The 12,808-nt window shown below is 66.5% G+C and carries 13 protein-coding genes and 1 pseudogene; 7 read left to right on the top strand and 7 right to left on the bottom strand.

Annotation, left to right across the window (positions count from 1 at the left end):
- The first annotated feature begins 12 nt into the window (after nt 1-12).
- The 5 genes from lysA to FIV02_RS01295 all read left to right on the top strand — a co-directional run bounded on the left by lysA (nt 13) and on the right by FIV02_RS01295 (nt 4,467).
- Nucleotides 13-1,260: a diaminopimelate decarboxylase gene (gene lysA / locus FIV02_RS01315; RefSeq protein WP_134677871.1), complete on the top strand. Its 1,248-nt coding sequence runs from the start codon at nt 13-15 to the stop codon at nt 1,258-1,260.
- A 10-nt stretch (nt 1,261-1,270) separates the two neighbouring features.
- Nucleotides 1,271-2,101: a diaminopimelate epimerase gene (gene dapF, locus FIV02_RS01310; RefSeq protein ID WP_037052768.1), complete on the top strand. Its 831-nt coding sequence runs from the start codon at nt 1,271-1,273 to the stop codon at nt 2,099-2,101.
- Entirely contained in the window at nt 2,098-2,796 is a 699-nt protein-coding gene (locus FIV02_RS01305) for a DUF484 family protein (protein ID WP_037052764.1), read from the top strand. Before dapF ends, FIV02_RS01305 begins: the two co-directional genes overlap by 4 nt.
- 73 nt (nt 2,797-2,869) lie before the next feature.
- On the top strand, nt 2,870-3,772 hold the full coding sequence (gene xerC / locus FIV02_RS01300) for a tyrosine recombinase XerC (RefSeq protein WP_152487578.1): 903 nt from the start codon (nt 2,870-2,872) through the stop codon (nt 3,770-3,772).
- Nucleotides 3,769-4,467 (top strand): HAD family hydrolase, encoded by a 699-nt coding sequence (locus FIV02_RS01295; RefSeq protein WP_152487577.1) that lies wholly within the window; start codon nt 3,769-3,771, stop codon nt 4,465-4,467. The genes xerC and FIV02_RS01295 overlap by 4 nt, the downstream gene beginning before the upstream one ends.
- A gap of 52 nt (nt 4,468-4,519) precedes the next feature.
- Here FIV02_RS01295 and sutA read toward each other — a convergent pair whose 3' ends face one another.
- The 4 genes from sutA to glnK form a co-directional block, all read right to left on the bottom strand.
- Entirely contained in the window at nt 4,520-4,846 is a 327-nt protein-coding gene (sutA, locus tag FIV02_RS01290) for a transcriptional regulator SutA (RefSeq protein WP_037052757.1), read from the bottom strand.
- A 77-nt stretch (nt 4,847-4,923) separates the two neighbouring features.
- Nucleotides 4,924-5,349: a secondary thiamine-phosphate synthase enzyme YjbQ gene (locus FIV02_RS01285; protein WP_152487576.1), complete on the bottom strand. Its 426-nt coding sequence runs from the start codon at nt 5,347-5,349 to the stop codon at nt 4,924-4,926.
- A gap of 98 nt (nt 5,350-5,447) precedes the next feature.
- Entirely contained in the window at nt 5,448-6,701 is a 1,254-nt protein-coding gene (locus tag FIV02_RS01280) for an ammonium transporter (protein WP_037052751.1), read from the bottom strand.
- A 335-nt stretch (nt 6,702-7,036) separates the two neighbouring features.
- Nucleotides 7,037-7,375, bottom strand: coding sequence for a P-II family nitrogen regulator (gene glnK, locus FIV02_RS01275; RefSeq protein ID WP_003096476.1), 339 nt, complete (start codon nt 7,373-7,375; stop codon nt 7,037-7,039).
- Nucleotides 7,376-7,784: 409 nt separating this feature from the next.
- On the opposite strand from glnK, the gene FIV02_RS01270 reads away from it, so the two are divergent.
- Nucleotides 7,785-8,045, top strand: coding sequence for an accessory factor UbiK family protein (locus FIV02_RS01270; RefSeq protein ID WP_037052746.1), 261 nt, complete (start codon nt 7,785-7,787; stop codon nt 8,043-8,045).
- Between the two features lie 70 nt (nt 8,046-8,115).
- Complete coding sequence (locus FIV02_RS01265) at nt 8,116-9,609, top strand: YifB family Mg chelatase-like AAA ATPase (protein ID WP_152487575.1); 1,494 nt, start codon at nt 8,116-8,118, stop codon at nt 9,607-9,609.
- Between the two features lie 7 nt (nt 9,610-9,616).
- On the opposite strand, the gene FIV02_RS25140 is transcribed toward FIV02_RS01265, so the two are convergent.
- The 3 genes and pseudogenes from FIV02_RS25140 to FIV02_RS01255 form a co-directional block, all read right to left on the bottom strand.
- Nucleotides 9,617-10,339 (bottom strand): methyl-accepting chemotaxis protein, encoded by a 723-nt coding sequence (locus FIV02_RS25140; protein WP_371923293.1) that lies wholly within the window; start codon nt 10,337-10,339, stop codon nt 9,617-9,619.
- A 183-nt stretch (nt 10,340-10,522) separates the two neighbouring features.
- Nucleotides 10,523-11,539: pseudogene (locus FIV02_RS25135) on the bottom strand (Cache 3/Cache 2 fusion domain-containing protein); the annotation flags it as partial.
- Nucleotides 11,540-11,759: 220 nt separating this feature from the next.
- A complete protein-coding gene (locus FIV02_RS01255) occupies nt 11,760-12,680 on the bottom strand; it encodes a LysR substrate-binding domain-containing protein (RefSeq protein ID WP_152487574.1) in 921 nt (306 codons plus the stop codon).
- Nucleotides 12,681-12,808: the final 128 nt, after the last annotated feature.

The following is a 12,808-nucleotide window of genomic DNA, read 5'->3' as shown; positions in this document are numbered from 1 at the left end:
CAGGAGCCTGCCATGGAAGCCTTCAACTACCGCGACGGTGAGCTGTTCGCGGAAGGCGTCGCCTTGTCCGCGCTGGCCCAGCGCTTCGGCACGCCCACCTACGTCTACTCGCGCGCCCACATCGAAGGGCAGTACCGCGCCTATGCCGACGCCCTGAGCGGCATGCCGCACCTGGTCTGCTTCGCGGTCAAGGCCAACTCCAACATCGGCGTGCTGAACGTGCTGGCCCGCCTTGGCGCCGGCTTCGACATCGTCTCCAGCGGCGAGCTGGAGCGTGTACTGGCCGCCGGTGGCGACCCCAGCCGCATCGTCTTCTCCGGCGTCGGCAAGAGCCGTGACGACATGCGTCGCGCCCTGGAAGTCGGCGTGCACTGCTTCAACGTCGAATCCAGCGTCGAGCTGGAGCGCCTGCAGAAGGTCGCCGCCGAGCTGGACGTCAAGGCGCCGGTTTCGCTGCGGGTCAACCCGGACGTGGACGCCGGTACCCACCCGTACATTTCCACCGGCCTCAAGGAAAACAAGTTCGGCATCGACATCGAGCAGGCCGAGGCGGTCTACGCCCGTGCCGCCGAGCTGCCGAACCTGGAAGTGATCGGCGTCGATTGCCACATCGGCTCGCAGCTGACCACCCTCGAACCCTTCCTCGACGCCCTGGACCGCCTGCTGCTGCTGGTCGACAGGCTGGCCGCACGCGGCATCACCATCAGGCACCTGGATCTCGGGGGCGGCCTCGGCGTGCAGTATCGCGACGAACAGCCACCGCTGGCCGGCGACTACATCGCCGCCGTGCGCAAGCGCCTGACAGGGCGTGACCTGTCGCTGGTGTTCGAGCCGGGCCGCTTCATCGTGGCCAACGCCGGCGTGCTGCTGACCCAGGTCGAGTACCTCAAGCACACCGAGCACAAGGACTTCGCCATCATCGACGCGGCGATGAACGACCTGATCCGCCCGGCGCTGTACCAGGCCTGGATGGATGTGTCGGCAGTGCAGCCACGCGCAGGCGAGGCGCGCAACTACGACCTGGTCGGGCCGATCTGCGAGACCGGCGACTTCCTCGCCAAGGACCGCCAGCTGGTGCTGGCCGAGGGCGACCTGCTGGCCGTGCGCTCGGCAGGTGCCTACGGCTTCGTCATGAGCTCCAACTACAACACCCGCGGCCGTGCCGCCGAGGTGCTGGTGGATGGCGAGCAGGCATTCGAAGTGCGCCGCCGCGAAACCGTCCAAGAGCTCTACGCCGGCGAAAGCCTGCTGCCGGCCTGAGGGCGACGCCATGCTATTGCGCTTTACCAAGATGCACGGCCTGGGCAATGACTTCATGGTCCTCGACCTGATCAGCCAGCACGCCCACGTGCAACCCAAGCATGCCAAGCAGTGGGGCGATCGCCACACCGGCGTCGGTTTCGACCAGCTGCTGATCGTCGAGCCGCCGAGCCATCCGGACGTCGATTTCCGCTACCGCATCTTCAACGCCGACGGCTCCGAGGTGGAGCAGTGCGGCAACGGTGCGCGCTGCTTCGCCCGCTTCGTGCTGGACAAGCGCCTGACCACCAAGAAGGTCATTCGCGTCGAGACCAAGAGTGGCGTGATCGAGCTGCGCGTGCAGAACGACGGCCAGGTCTGCGTGAACATGGGCGCACCGCGCCTGCAGCCCGAGCAGGTGCCCTTCCAGGCCGAGCAGGCTGCGCTCAGCTATCGCGTCGATGTCGACGGCCAGAGCGTCGAGCTGGCGGCCCTGTCGATGGGCAACCCGCACGCCGTGCTGCGCGTCGACAGCGTCGACGATGCGCCGGTGCACGCACTCGGGCCGAAGCTGGAACACCATGCGCGCTTCCCGCAGCGGGTCAACGTCGGCTTCCTGCAGGTGCAGAACCGCAGGCAGGCGCGCCTGCGCGTGTGGGAGCGCGGCGCGGGTGAGACCCAGGCCTGCGGCACCGGCGCCTGCGCCGCAGCGGTCGCGGCCATTCGCCAGGGCTGGATGGATTCGCCCGTGCAACTGGAACTGCCAGGCGGCAAACTGTCCATCGAATGGGCAGGCGAAGGTCAGCCGGTTATGATGACCGGACCCGCTGCCCGCGTATACGAAGGACAGGTTCGCCTATGACCGACCAGCAGGATTCGCCCAAACCGCTCGACTCGGAAACGGTCGCCGCCTACCTGCGCCTGCACCCGGAGTTCTTCATCGACCATGAAGAACTGATTCCCGAACTGCGCATTCCGCACCAGCCCGGCAACGCCGTGTCGCTGGTGGAGCGCCAGGTCAAGCTGCTGCGCGAGCGCAACATCGAGATGCGCCATCGCCTCGGCCAGCTGATGGACGTGGCCCGCGACAATGATCGCCTGTTCGACAAGACCCGCCGTCTGGTGCTCGACCTGCTCGATGCCGGCAGCCTGGAAGAAGTGGTCGGCATCGTCGAAGACAGCCTGCGCCACGAGTTCCAGGTGCCGTTCGTGGGCCTGATCCTGTTCAGCGACAACAAGCTGCCGGTGGGCCGCTCGGTCAGCTCGGCCGAGGCCCATCAGCAGATCGGCGGCCTGCTCAGCGGCGGCAAGACCATCTGCGGCGTGCTGCGCCCGCATGAGCTGGAGTTCCTCTTCGGCAAGGAGGACGCCGCCCAGGTCGGCTCCGCCGCCGTGGTCGGCCTCACCCACCAGGGCCTGCATGGCGTGCTGGCCATCGGCAGTGTCGATCCACAGCACTACAAGAGCTCGCTGGGCACCCTGTTCCTGGGCTACATCGCCGAAGTCCTGGCCCGCGTGCTGCCCAGCTTCTCGACGCCGCTGCGCTCAGTGCGCTAGAAGCAGCCATAAGCCGCACGCTTCAAGCTGCACGAGACAGGCAGACCGAACGCTTTCACTTGGAGCTTGTAGCTTGAAGCTTGAAGCCCACCTCGACGCCTACCTCGAACACCTGCGCCGCGAGCGCCAGGTGTCGGCGCACACCCTCGACGGCTATCGTCGCGACCTCGGCAAGCTGCAGGCCTTCTGTGAAGCCGAAGGCCTGCACGCCTGGAGCGAGCTGGACACGCGCAACCTGCGTCGCCTGATCGCCCGCCTGCATCAGCAGGGGCTCTCCAGCCGCAGCCTGGCGCGCCTGCTCTCGGCCACGCGCGGCCTCTATCAGTACCTGCTGCGCGAAGGCCTGTGTCGCCATGACCCGGCCACCGGCCTGAGCCCGCCCAAGCGCGAACGGCGCCTGCCACGCACCCTGGATGCCGACCGCAGTGCACAGCTGCTGGACGGCGCGGTGGAGGACGATTTCATCGCCCGCCGCGACCAGGCGATGCTCGAACTGTTCTATTCCTCCGGCCTGCGCCTGTCCGAGCTGGTCGGCCTCGATCTCGACGGCCTCGACCTGAACGCCGGCCTGGTGCGCGTACGCGGCAAGGGCAACAAGGTGCGTGAGCTGCCAGTGGGCAGCCTGGCACGCCAGGCACTGGAGCAGTGGCTGGCACTGCGCGCGCTGGCCAGGCCGAGCGACGGCGCGGTCTTCATCAGCCAGCAGGGGCGCCGTCTCGGCGCGCGCGCGGTGCAGCTGCGGGTCCGCCAGGCCGGCGTCCGCGAGCTGGGCCAGCACCTGCACCCGCACATGCTGCGTCACAGCTTCGCCAGCCACATGCTGGAGTCCTCGCAGGACCTGCGTGCGGTGCAGGAGCTGCTGGGCCATGCCGACATCGCCACCACGCAGATCTACACCCATCTGGACTTCCAGCACCTGGCCAGCGTCTACGACCAGGCCCATCCACGCGCCAAGCGCAAAGGCGGTTGCGAATGAGCATTGAACTGATCACTTTCGACCTCGACGACACCCTGTGGGACGTCACGCCGGTCATGCAGGACGCCGAGGCGGCCCTGCGCAACTGGCTGGCCCTGCACGCGCCACGCCTCGGCGCAGTACCGGTCGAACACCTGTGGGCGGTGCGCAGCCGCCTGCTCGATGCCGAGCCGATGCTCAGGCACCGCCTCAGCGAGCTGCGCCGGCGCATCCTGTTCCACGCGCTGGAAGATGCCGGCTACGCTCACGGCGAGGCGCAGACGCTGGCCGAGGCCGGCTTTCAGGTCTTCCTCAGTGCGCGTCACCAGGTCGAGCTGTTCACCGATGTGCATCCGACCCTGGAGGCACTGGCCGAGCGTTTCCGTCTCGCGGTGATCACCAACGGCAATGCCGACGTGCGCCGCCTCGGTCTGTCCGAATACTTCCAGTTCGCGCTCTGCGCCGAGGAGCTGGGGGTCGGCAAGCCCGACCCGAAACCCTTCCTCGAAGCCCTAGGGCGGGCCGGCGTGGCTGCCGAGCGCGCGGTGCACATCGGCGATCACCCGAGCGACGATATCGCCGGGGCCAAGGCCGCCGGCCTGCGCGCCATCTGGTTCAACCCGCAGGGGCGGGCGTGGGAGGGCGAAACCACGCCGGACGCACAGATCGCCAGCCTGGCCGAGCTGCCGGCGCTGCTGGGCAGCTGGGTGCGCTAGACGCCGGGCACAAAAAACCGCCACGAGGGCGGTTTCTTGTTACGCAGCGTCGTCAGATAGGACGGCTACCGTACTTGCTGTCGGGCTTCTTGGGCGGATCGGCGACCACATTGGGCTCGACTTCCTGCACCTTGCCGCCACGCGCCAGGAATTCCTCCATGGCCTGGGCCAGCGCGTCGCGCTCTTTCTGCTTGGCCTCGACGCTGGGCATCTCGTCGACTTCAACGGCTTTGGCCTTGCTCTTCTTGCTGCTGCTGGCTACGACCTCGCCGTCGCCATCATCGCCGCTGTCACCGTCATCGGCCGCAGCGGCCAGCTCCTCACCGTCGTCCTCGTCAGCCCCGTCCAGATCGTCTTGTTCCAGGTCTTCGTCGCTCATGTTCAACCTCATGACTTGCGAAAAGCAGGTTAGTTATAGCCCAGTCGTGCGGCGCGTACCGCCCGACCGGAAAAAATTCAAATGACCTCGCCGTGCAGGGTAGCCACCAGTCGCCGAGCCCCACCATGATCGCGATGCTCGCCCAGGTAGATGCCCTGCCAGGTCCCCAGCGCCAGCTGTCCATCCTGTATCGGCAGCTGGAGCTGAAAGCCCAGCAGACTGCCCTTGAAGTGCGCCGGCAGATCATCCGGCCCTTCGTAATCGTGCTCGTAGCCCGTCTCGCCCTGCGGCACCAGATGGTTGAAGAAACGCTCGAAATCGCGGCGCACCGCAGGGTCGGCGTTCTCGTTGACCGTCAGCGAAGCCGAGGTGTGCTGCAGCCACAGGTGCAACAGACCGACACGCATCCGCGCCAGTTCCGGCAGTGCCGCCAGTACTTCCTCCGTCACCAGATGAAAACCGCGCTCACGCGGATGCAGGCTGATGATGCGTTGCTGCCACATGCCGTTCTCGCTCTCGATGGCTCCAGCGCGCGCATTCTAGCGTGCTGCCAGAAAAAACAAAGGGCGCCAAAAGGCGCCCTTGTCATTTCCACCGACGCTTACTTCTTGCCGGTGAACTCCGGATAGGCTTCCATACCGCACTCGGCGATATCCACACCCTCGTACTCTTCTTCTTCGCTGACGCGCAGGCCGATCACCGCCTTGATGACGCCCCAGACGATCAGGCTGGCGATGAACACCCAGGCGAAGATGCTGGCGATACCCAGCAGCTGCGCGCCCAGGGAAGCGTCGCTGTTGGTCAGGCAGACGGCCAGCAGGCCCCAGATGCCGACCACGCCGTGCACGGAGATGGCACCGACCGGATCGTCGATCTTGATCTTGTCCAGGCCGAGGATGGAGAACACCACCAGCACGCCACCGACGCCGCCGATCAGGGTGGCCTGCAGGGCGCTCGGGGTCAGCGGCTCAGCGGTGATGGCAACCAGGCCAGCCAGGGCACCGTTCAGCGCCATGGTCAGGTCGGCCTTGCCGAACAGGATGCGGGCGACGATCAGTGCGGCGATCAGACCACCGGCGGCGGCCATGTTGGTGTTGGTGAACACCTGGGCAACGGCGTTGGCGTCTTCGATGGTGCTCATCTTCAGCTGCGAGCCGCCGTTGAAGCCGAACCAGCCCATCCACAGGATGAAGGTACCCAGGGTCGCCAGCGGCAGGTTGCAGCCCGGAATGGCGTTGACCTGGCCATTGGCGCCGTACTTGCCCTTGCGGGCACCCAGCAGCAGCACGCCAGCCAGAGCGGCGGCAGCACCAGCCATGTGCACGACACCGGAACCGGCGAAGTCCAGGAAGCCGGCTTCGTTGAGGAAGCCCGAGCCCCATTTCCAGAAGCCCTGTACCGGGTAGATGAAGCCGGTCATGACCACGGCGAAGGCCAGGAAGGCCCACAGCTTCATGCGCTCGGCAACGGCACCGGAGACGATCGACATGCAGGTCGCGGCGAACACCACCTGGAAGAAGAAGTCCGAACGGGCCGAGTAGTACGGCGCGTCGTCGCCACCCGCGAGAACCGCTTCGGCGGTGTTCTCGTCACCGATCAGGAAGCCCAGGCTCGGGAAGATGCCGCCTTCCGGGCTGGAGTACATGATGTGGTAGCCGATCACCAGGTACATGACGCTGGCAACGGCGTACAGGGCGACGTTCTTGGTCAGGATCTCGGTGGTGTTCTTGGCGCGGACCAGGCCGGATTCGAGCATGGCGAAACCAGCCGCCATCCACATCACCAGGGCACCACAGATCAGAAAGTAGAAGGTATCGAAGCCGTACTGCAATGCAGTCAATGCTGTGTTATCCATGTTTCACCTCTTGCCGGCGCTTTCGTTGTGCGCTGTTCGGTTAGAACGTCCAGGTTGGCGCCGGACGCGTTCCGTATGCTTTACAAGTCTTTGTCACGCTTGCCCTGGATGACCGGGCCCCCTTGCACCGCAAGGCGATCAGGCATTCCCATCACTAGGCAGCGCGCAAGACCCGAGAGGGTCTGGCACGGCAGAGCGGCGAGGACCTCGCCAGCTCCGGCATTCGCCCTCGAAATCGGCGCAAGAGCAGAATTCGAGGACAAAAGGGCTCCTAGCCCTGCGAAAGTTCGCAGAGTCATGGGTTTCACTCCTGGGGCGTGGGGTTCGGAGGCGGTTTAGATCGCGTCGGTATCGGTTTCGCCGGTACGGATGCGAATCGCCTGTTCCAGGTTGACTACGAAAATCTTGCCGTCACCGATCTTGCCGGTGTTGGCCGCCTTGGTGATGGCTTCGATAACGCGGTCCAGCTGGTCGTCAGCGATGGCCACGTCGATCTTCACCTTGGGCAGGAAGTCGACCACGTACTCGGCACCGCGATACAGCTCGGTATGGCCTTTCTGGCGGCCGAAGCCCTTGACCTCGGTGACGGTAATGCCCTGCACGCCGATCTCCGACAGCGACTCGCGCACGTCGTCGAGCTTGAACGGCTTGATGATGGCAGTGACTAGCTTCATGAAACTCTCTCCCGTGTAAGGTGGACTTGCCCCAGGAATTACGAACCCGGTTCAAGTCTAAGCGCAGTGTCTGGCTTTTGTAATGCATCGACCGCCCCAGCCTGGCGTGGTCGATACCCACCAACCGCTCCCGACGAAACACTCCCCCGCTTCGTCCGACACACCGGTACTGCATCGGTGCATGCGTCGCTGGGGTCTAAGCAGAAAGCTTGCCATCTCCATAAAATCGCCATCTTTCAGGGCCTTACCGTCACCTTGGGGCCAAGGGCCATGACCCAGGCGGAAGCGGACGCACAAAATTGGTGCAGAGACGCGCCTGACGGCGCTCTCAAATCGTGCAGCCGCTCGCCAAACGCCCTGCCAGCACCTGCGTGGTACACTGCCGGCCACCTGCACCCGGAACCTGACCATGCTGCCGCCCAAAGCCCTGCTCGACACTCTCAGTAGCCACGCCTCGCGCCTGTTCAGCGGCGACAGCCCGCTGCCGCGCGCAGAACTGGAAGCGCAGTTCAAGGCCCTGCTGCAAAGCGGCTTCAGCAAGCTGGAGCTGGTCAGCCGGGAAGAGTTCGATAGCCAGATGGTGGTTCTGGCCCGCACCCGCGCACGCCTGGAGGCGCTGGAAGCCAAGGTCGCCGAGCTGGAAGCCAAGCTGAACCCACCCGCCGATTGAGCCGCCGGGCAGCGAAGACGCAGGTCGTTTTCAATGCCCCTGCCAGGTGGGTCCTGATCAAGGAGAGATCATGTCCCTGGCCATCGTTCACAGCCGTGCCCAGATCGGCGTCGAAGCGCCTGCCGTGACCATCGAGGCCCATCTGGCCAATGGTCTGCCCGCCCTGACCCTGGTCGGCTTGCCGGAAGCTGCGGTCAAGGAAAGCAAGGACCGCGTGCGCAGCGCCATTCTCAACTCGGCCTTCGACTACCCGAACAGGCGCATCACCCTCAACCTGGCACCCGCCGACCTGCCGAAGGATGGCGGCCGCTTCGACCTGGCCATCGCGCTGGGCATTCTCGCCGCCAGCGGCCAGGTGCCCTGCGCGTCCGTCGCCGACTACGAATGCCTCGGCGAGCTGGCGCTGTCCGGCGCCGTGCGCCCCGTCCAGGGCGTGCTGCCTGCGGCGCTGGCCGCGCGCGATGCCGGGCGCACCCTGCTGGTGCCACAGGCCAACGCCGAAGAGGCCAGCCTGGCGTCGGGCCTCAAGGTGATTGCCGTCGAGCACCTGCTGCAGGTCGCCGCGCACCTGAATGGCAGCGCCCCGCTGCAACCCTATGTGGCGCAGGGCCTGCTGCGGCAGACCCTGCCCTACCCGGACCTGGCGGAGGTCCAGGGCCAGCTGGCCGCCAAGCGCGCCCTGCTGGTGGCGGCAGCCGGCTCGCACAACCTGCTGTTCAGCGGCCCGCCCGGTACCGGCAAGACCCTGCTGGCCAGCCGCCTACCCGGGCTGCTGCCTCCTCTGGACGAAAGCGAAGCGCTGCAGGTCGCCGCGATCCATTCGGTGGCCAGCCATGCGCCGCTGCAGCACTGGCCGCAGCGACCCTTCCGCACCCCGCACCACAGCGCTTCCGGGCCGGCGCTGGTGGGCGGTGGCAGTCGCCCGCAACCGGGCGAGATCACCCTGGCGCACATGGGCGTGCTGTTCCTCGATGAATTGCCGGAGTTCGACAGGAAGGTGCTCGAAGTCCTGCGCGAGCCGCTGGAGAGTGGCCATATCGTCATCGCCCGGGCGCGGGACAAGGTGCGCTTCCCCGCACGGTTCCAGCTCGTCGCCGCCATGAACCCGTGCCCCTGTGGCTATCTCGGCGACCCGAGCAACCGTTGCCGCTGCACCCCGGAACAGATTCAGCGCTATCGCGGCAGGCTCTCCGGGCCGCTGCTGGACCGTATCGACCTGCACCTCACGGTCGCCCGTGAAAGCACCGCGCTGGAGGTGGCCCCGCAGGACGGCGAGAGCACGGCGCAGGCTGCCGCCAAGGTGGCCATGGCCCGTGACCGGCAACTGCAGCGCCAGGGCGTGGCCAACGCCTTTCTCGACCTGCCGGGCCTGCGCCAGCACTGCGCGCTGCAGCCAACGGACCGCCAGTGGCTGGAAAACGCCTGCGAGCGCCTGGGCCTGTCCCTGCGCGCGGCCCACCGCGTGTTGAAGGTGGCCCGCACCCTGGCCGACCTGGCGCAGGAACCGCAGATCAGCCGCGCCCACCTGGCCGAAGCGCTGCAGTATCGGCCCAGCGTCGGCTAGCCGGCGGTCAGCGAAAGCGCTCGACTTCCTGGCGCAGCTGCGCTGCCAGGCGGTCCAGCTCGCGCGCGGTGTCCGCCAGGTTGGCGACCACTTCGCGCTGCTCGCCGTTGGCCTGGGCGATGCTCTGCAGGTTGCTGCTGAGCACGTTGGCGGTGCTGCTCTGCTCGCTGGTCGCCGTGGTGATGGCGGCGAACTGCTCACCCGCCGCCTCGCTCTGCTCGCTGATCTGCGCCAGCGCCGCCGCCACCTTGGCATTGCGCTCGAGACCGTCCTGCATCAGTTGGCGGCCCTGCTCCATGGTGGCGATGGCGCTGTTGGTCTCGCTCTGGATGCTACCGATCATCGTCGAGATTTCATTGGTCGCTTCGCGGGTACGTCCGGCCAGGCTGCGCACCTCGTCGGCGACCACGGCGAAGCCCCGCCCCTGCTCGCCGGCGCGGGCCGCCTCGATGGCGGCGTTGAGCGCCAGCAGGTTGGTCTGGTCGGCAATCGCGGTGATCACACTGACGATGCCGCCGATTTCCTGCGAACGCTGGCCAAGGCCGTTGATGACCGTTGAGGTCTGCTCCAGGGCTTCGGCGATCTGTACCAGCGCTTCCGATGCCTGATCCATCGAGGTGCGACCGATACGCGTCTGTTGCGCATTCTCGCTGGCCAGACGCTCGGTGTTGCGCATGTTGTCGGCGATGTTCTGCGAGGTGGCACTGAACTCCTCGACCGCACCGGCCATGCTGCTGATCTCGCCGGACTGCTGATCGATCCCCTGGTAGGCGTCGCGCGAGAGCGTCGACAACGCCTGGGAACGCGAACTGACGTCCTGGGCCGCGACCCGGATACCCGCCACCATGGTCGCCAGTGCCTCGCCCATGCGGTTGAAGCTGCGCGCCAGCTCGCCGATTTCGTCCTCGCTGGACTGCGTCATCCGCGCACCGAGGTCGCCGGCACCGAGGGCCTGGGCCTGCTGGACCAGGTCGCCGAGCGGGCGCAGCTTGCGCCGCAGCAGCAGGACCACGGCAATCACCGCCAGCAGCAGGGTGAGCGCGCTGCCGATGGCCAGCTGCGTGCCGACACGCCAGGTCACGGCCTGGATCTCCTCGCGCGGCATGCTCGCCAGCACCGTCCAGGGTCCCCCAGCGAACGGCATCGCGACGCTGTAGAACTCGTCCTGGCCGTCACTCCAGAAACCACCCGTACCGGTGTTGGCAACGCGCTCGCTGAGCCCTGCCGGCAGGCTGCTCATGGCCGCGGCACCGGCGGGCGCCACCAGCCACTTGCCCTGCTCGTCGAGAATCGCCAGCGAGCCGGTGCTGCCGATACGGAAATCGGTGAGGTTGCGCATCTGCAGCTTCTGCGCGTCGGTGTAGTCGAAGCCGACGAAGAGCACCGCGATGACCCGCCCGCCGGCATCACGAACCGGGGTGTACTGGGTCATGTAGAAACGGTCGAACAGCAACGCACGTCCGACATAGCCCTGGCCGGCCAGCAGCTTCTGGTAGGCCGGATGCTGATGGTCGAGCACGGTGCCCAGCGCCCGCGTACCGTCCTGCTTGGTGAGGGAGGTGGTGATGCGCACGAACTCATCGCCATCACGCACGAATACCGTCGCCACACCGGCGGTCATGCGGGTGAAGTCATCGACCTCGGTGAACTCGTTGTTGAGCCGGGTCGCGCCGAGATAAAGCGCTGGCGCCTGCAGGCTGCCGACCGTCACGCGCTCGTCGCTGCGCAGTTGCACACCGCCGCTGAAGCGTTGCTCGAACAGACCGGCGAGGCGTTGCGTGCTGTCACGCAGGCTGCCATGAAAGGTGGCCAGCTGATCCGCCAGCAGGCGGGCTTCACTGCCCAGGTGCTCGGCGCGGGTGACCAGGTTGGCGTTGTCCAGCGAACGCAGCGCGAACACCGTGCTGAGGCTGATCAACAGGACCAGCATCGACGCCAGGGCGACGGCCAACTGCAGTGCGATACGAGAGCGTGGAGGGGTCATGGAGGCCTCTCTGAGCCTGGCGCGAGGTGGCAGGCGACAAGAAATGAACAGGCAAGGTCATCGTACGACCTCGTGGAGGGCGCAGGAGGATACCTGAGTATTATGCTTGGTCAATCGACAGGTTGCCGAATGGCCATCATTTGTTATCAAAACCCTGTATCGGCCGCTAAAGCATTCTCTCCACCTGCGGCAGCTGCATCGCCGCCACCTCCGCCAGCAGGTAGTCGCGCAAGCGCTGCAAACGCGCCTGGGCGCGATGCTCACGCGGCCACACCAGATAATAGCTGTCGCCACTGAACACCGCCGTCGGCCAGGGCAAGCCGAGGCGCCCCGCGTTGACGTCTTCGGCCACCATCAGCAGGTCACCGATGGAGACGCCATAGCCGCGTGCCGCCGCGACGATGCCCAGTTCGAGCATGTCGAACAGCTGGCCGGTCTTCAGCGGCACCTGCTCGCCGAGGCCGGTGGCCTGCAGCCAGCGCCGCCAGTCGCGGCGGTCCGGTGTCGGGTGCAGCTGCTCGGCCGCCTGCAGGCGCGCCAGCGGCCAGCCGCCGGCCTCGCTGTCCGCAGCGGCGCAGACCGGGATCAGCCACTCCTCGAACAGCAGAACGCTGTCCCACTCCTCGGGGAACTGGCCGTCGGACAGCAGCACGGCGCAGTCGAAGGGCTCATGGCGGAAATCGACCTTGTCGACGTCCATCCAGGCACTGGTCAGCTGCACCTCGCTGTCCGGGTTGGCCAGGCGAAAGTGCGACAGCCGCGCCAGCAGCCAGCGCATGGTCAGGGTCGACGGCGCCTTCAGGCGCAGTACCTGGTCATCGACACGCAAGGCGCCACTGGAACGCTCCAGGGCATCGAAGCCCTCGCTCAGGCCGGGCAGCAGGGCACGTGCAGGGTCGGTCAGCTGCAGGCTGCGCCCGCGCCGCTCGAACAGACGACAGCTGAAGTAGCCCTCGAGCGTACGGATATGACGGCTTACCGCGCTCTGGGTGATGGCCAGTTCCTCGGCGGCGCGGGTGAAGGAGGCGTGACGCGCAGCAGCCTCGAAGGCACGCAGCGCATAGAGCGGAGGCAGGCGCCGGCTCACGGCATCGATCCATGAGTTTGAGTCATGTCATTCATGGCTATTTTCCTTTTGCTGGCCATGGGACGAAACCACAGAATAGCTGTCATTGCGACTCTCCAGACAGCCTGGAGGGGCTTATCCTGCCGAAG

Origin of the sequence: Pseudomonas sp. THAF187a (genome assembly GCF_009363395.1) — a bacterium.
In the GTDB taxonomy this organism is placed as follows: domain Bacteria; phylum Pseudomonadota; class Gammaproteobacteria; order Pseudomonadales; family Pseudomonadaceae; genus Aquipseudomonas; species Aquipseudomonas khazarica.
The sequence above is the reverse complement of the archived record's forward strand: the minus strand, read 5'-3'. Positions and strand labels throughout refer to the sequence as shown.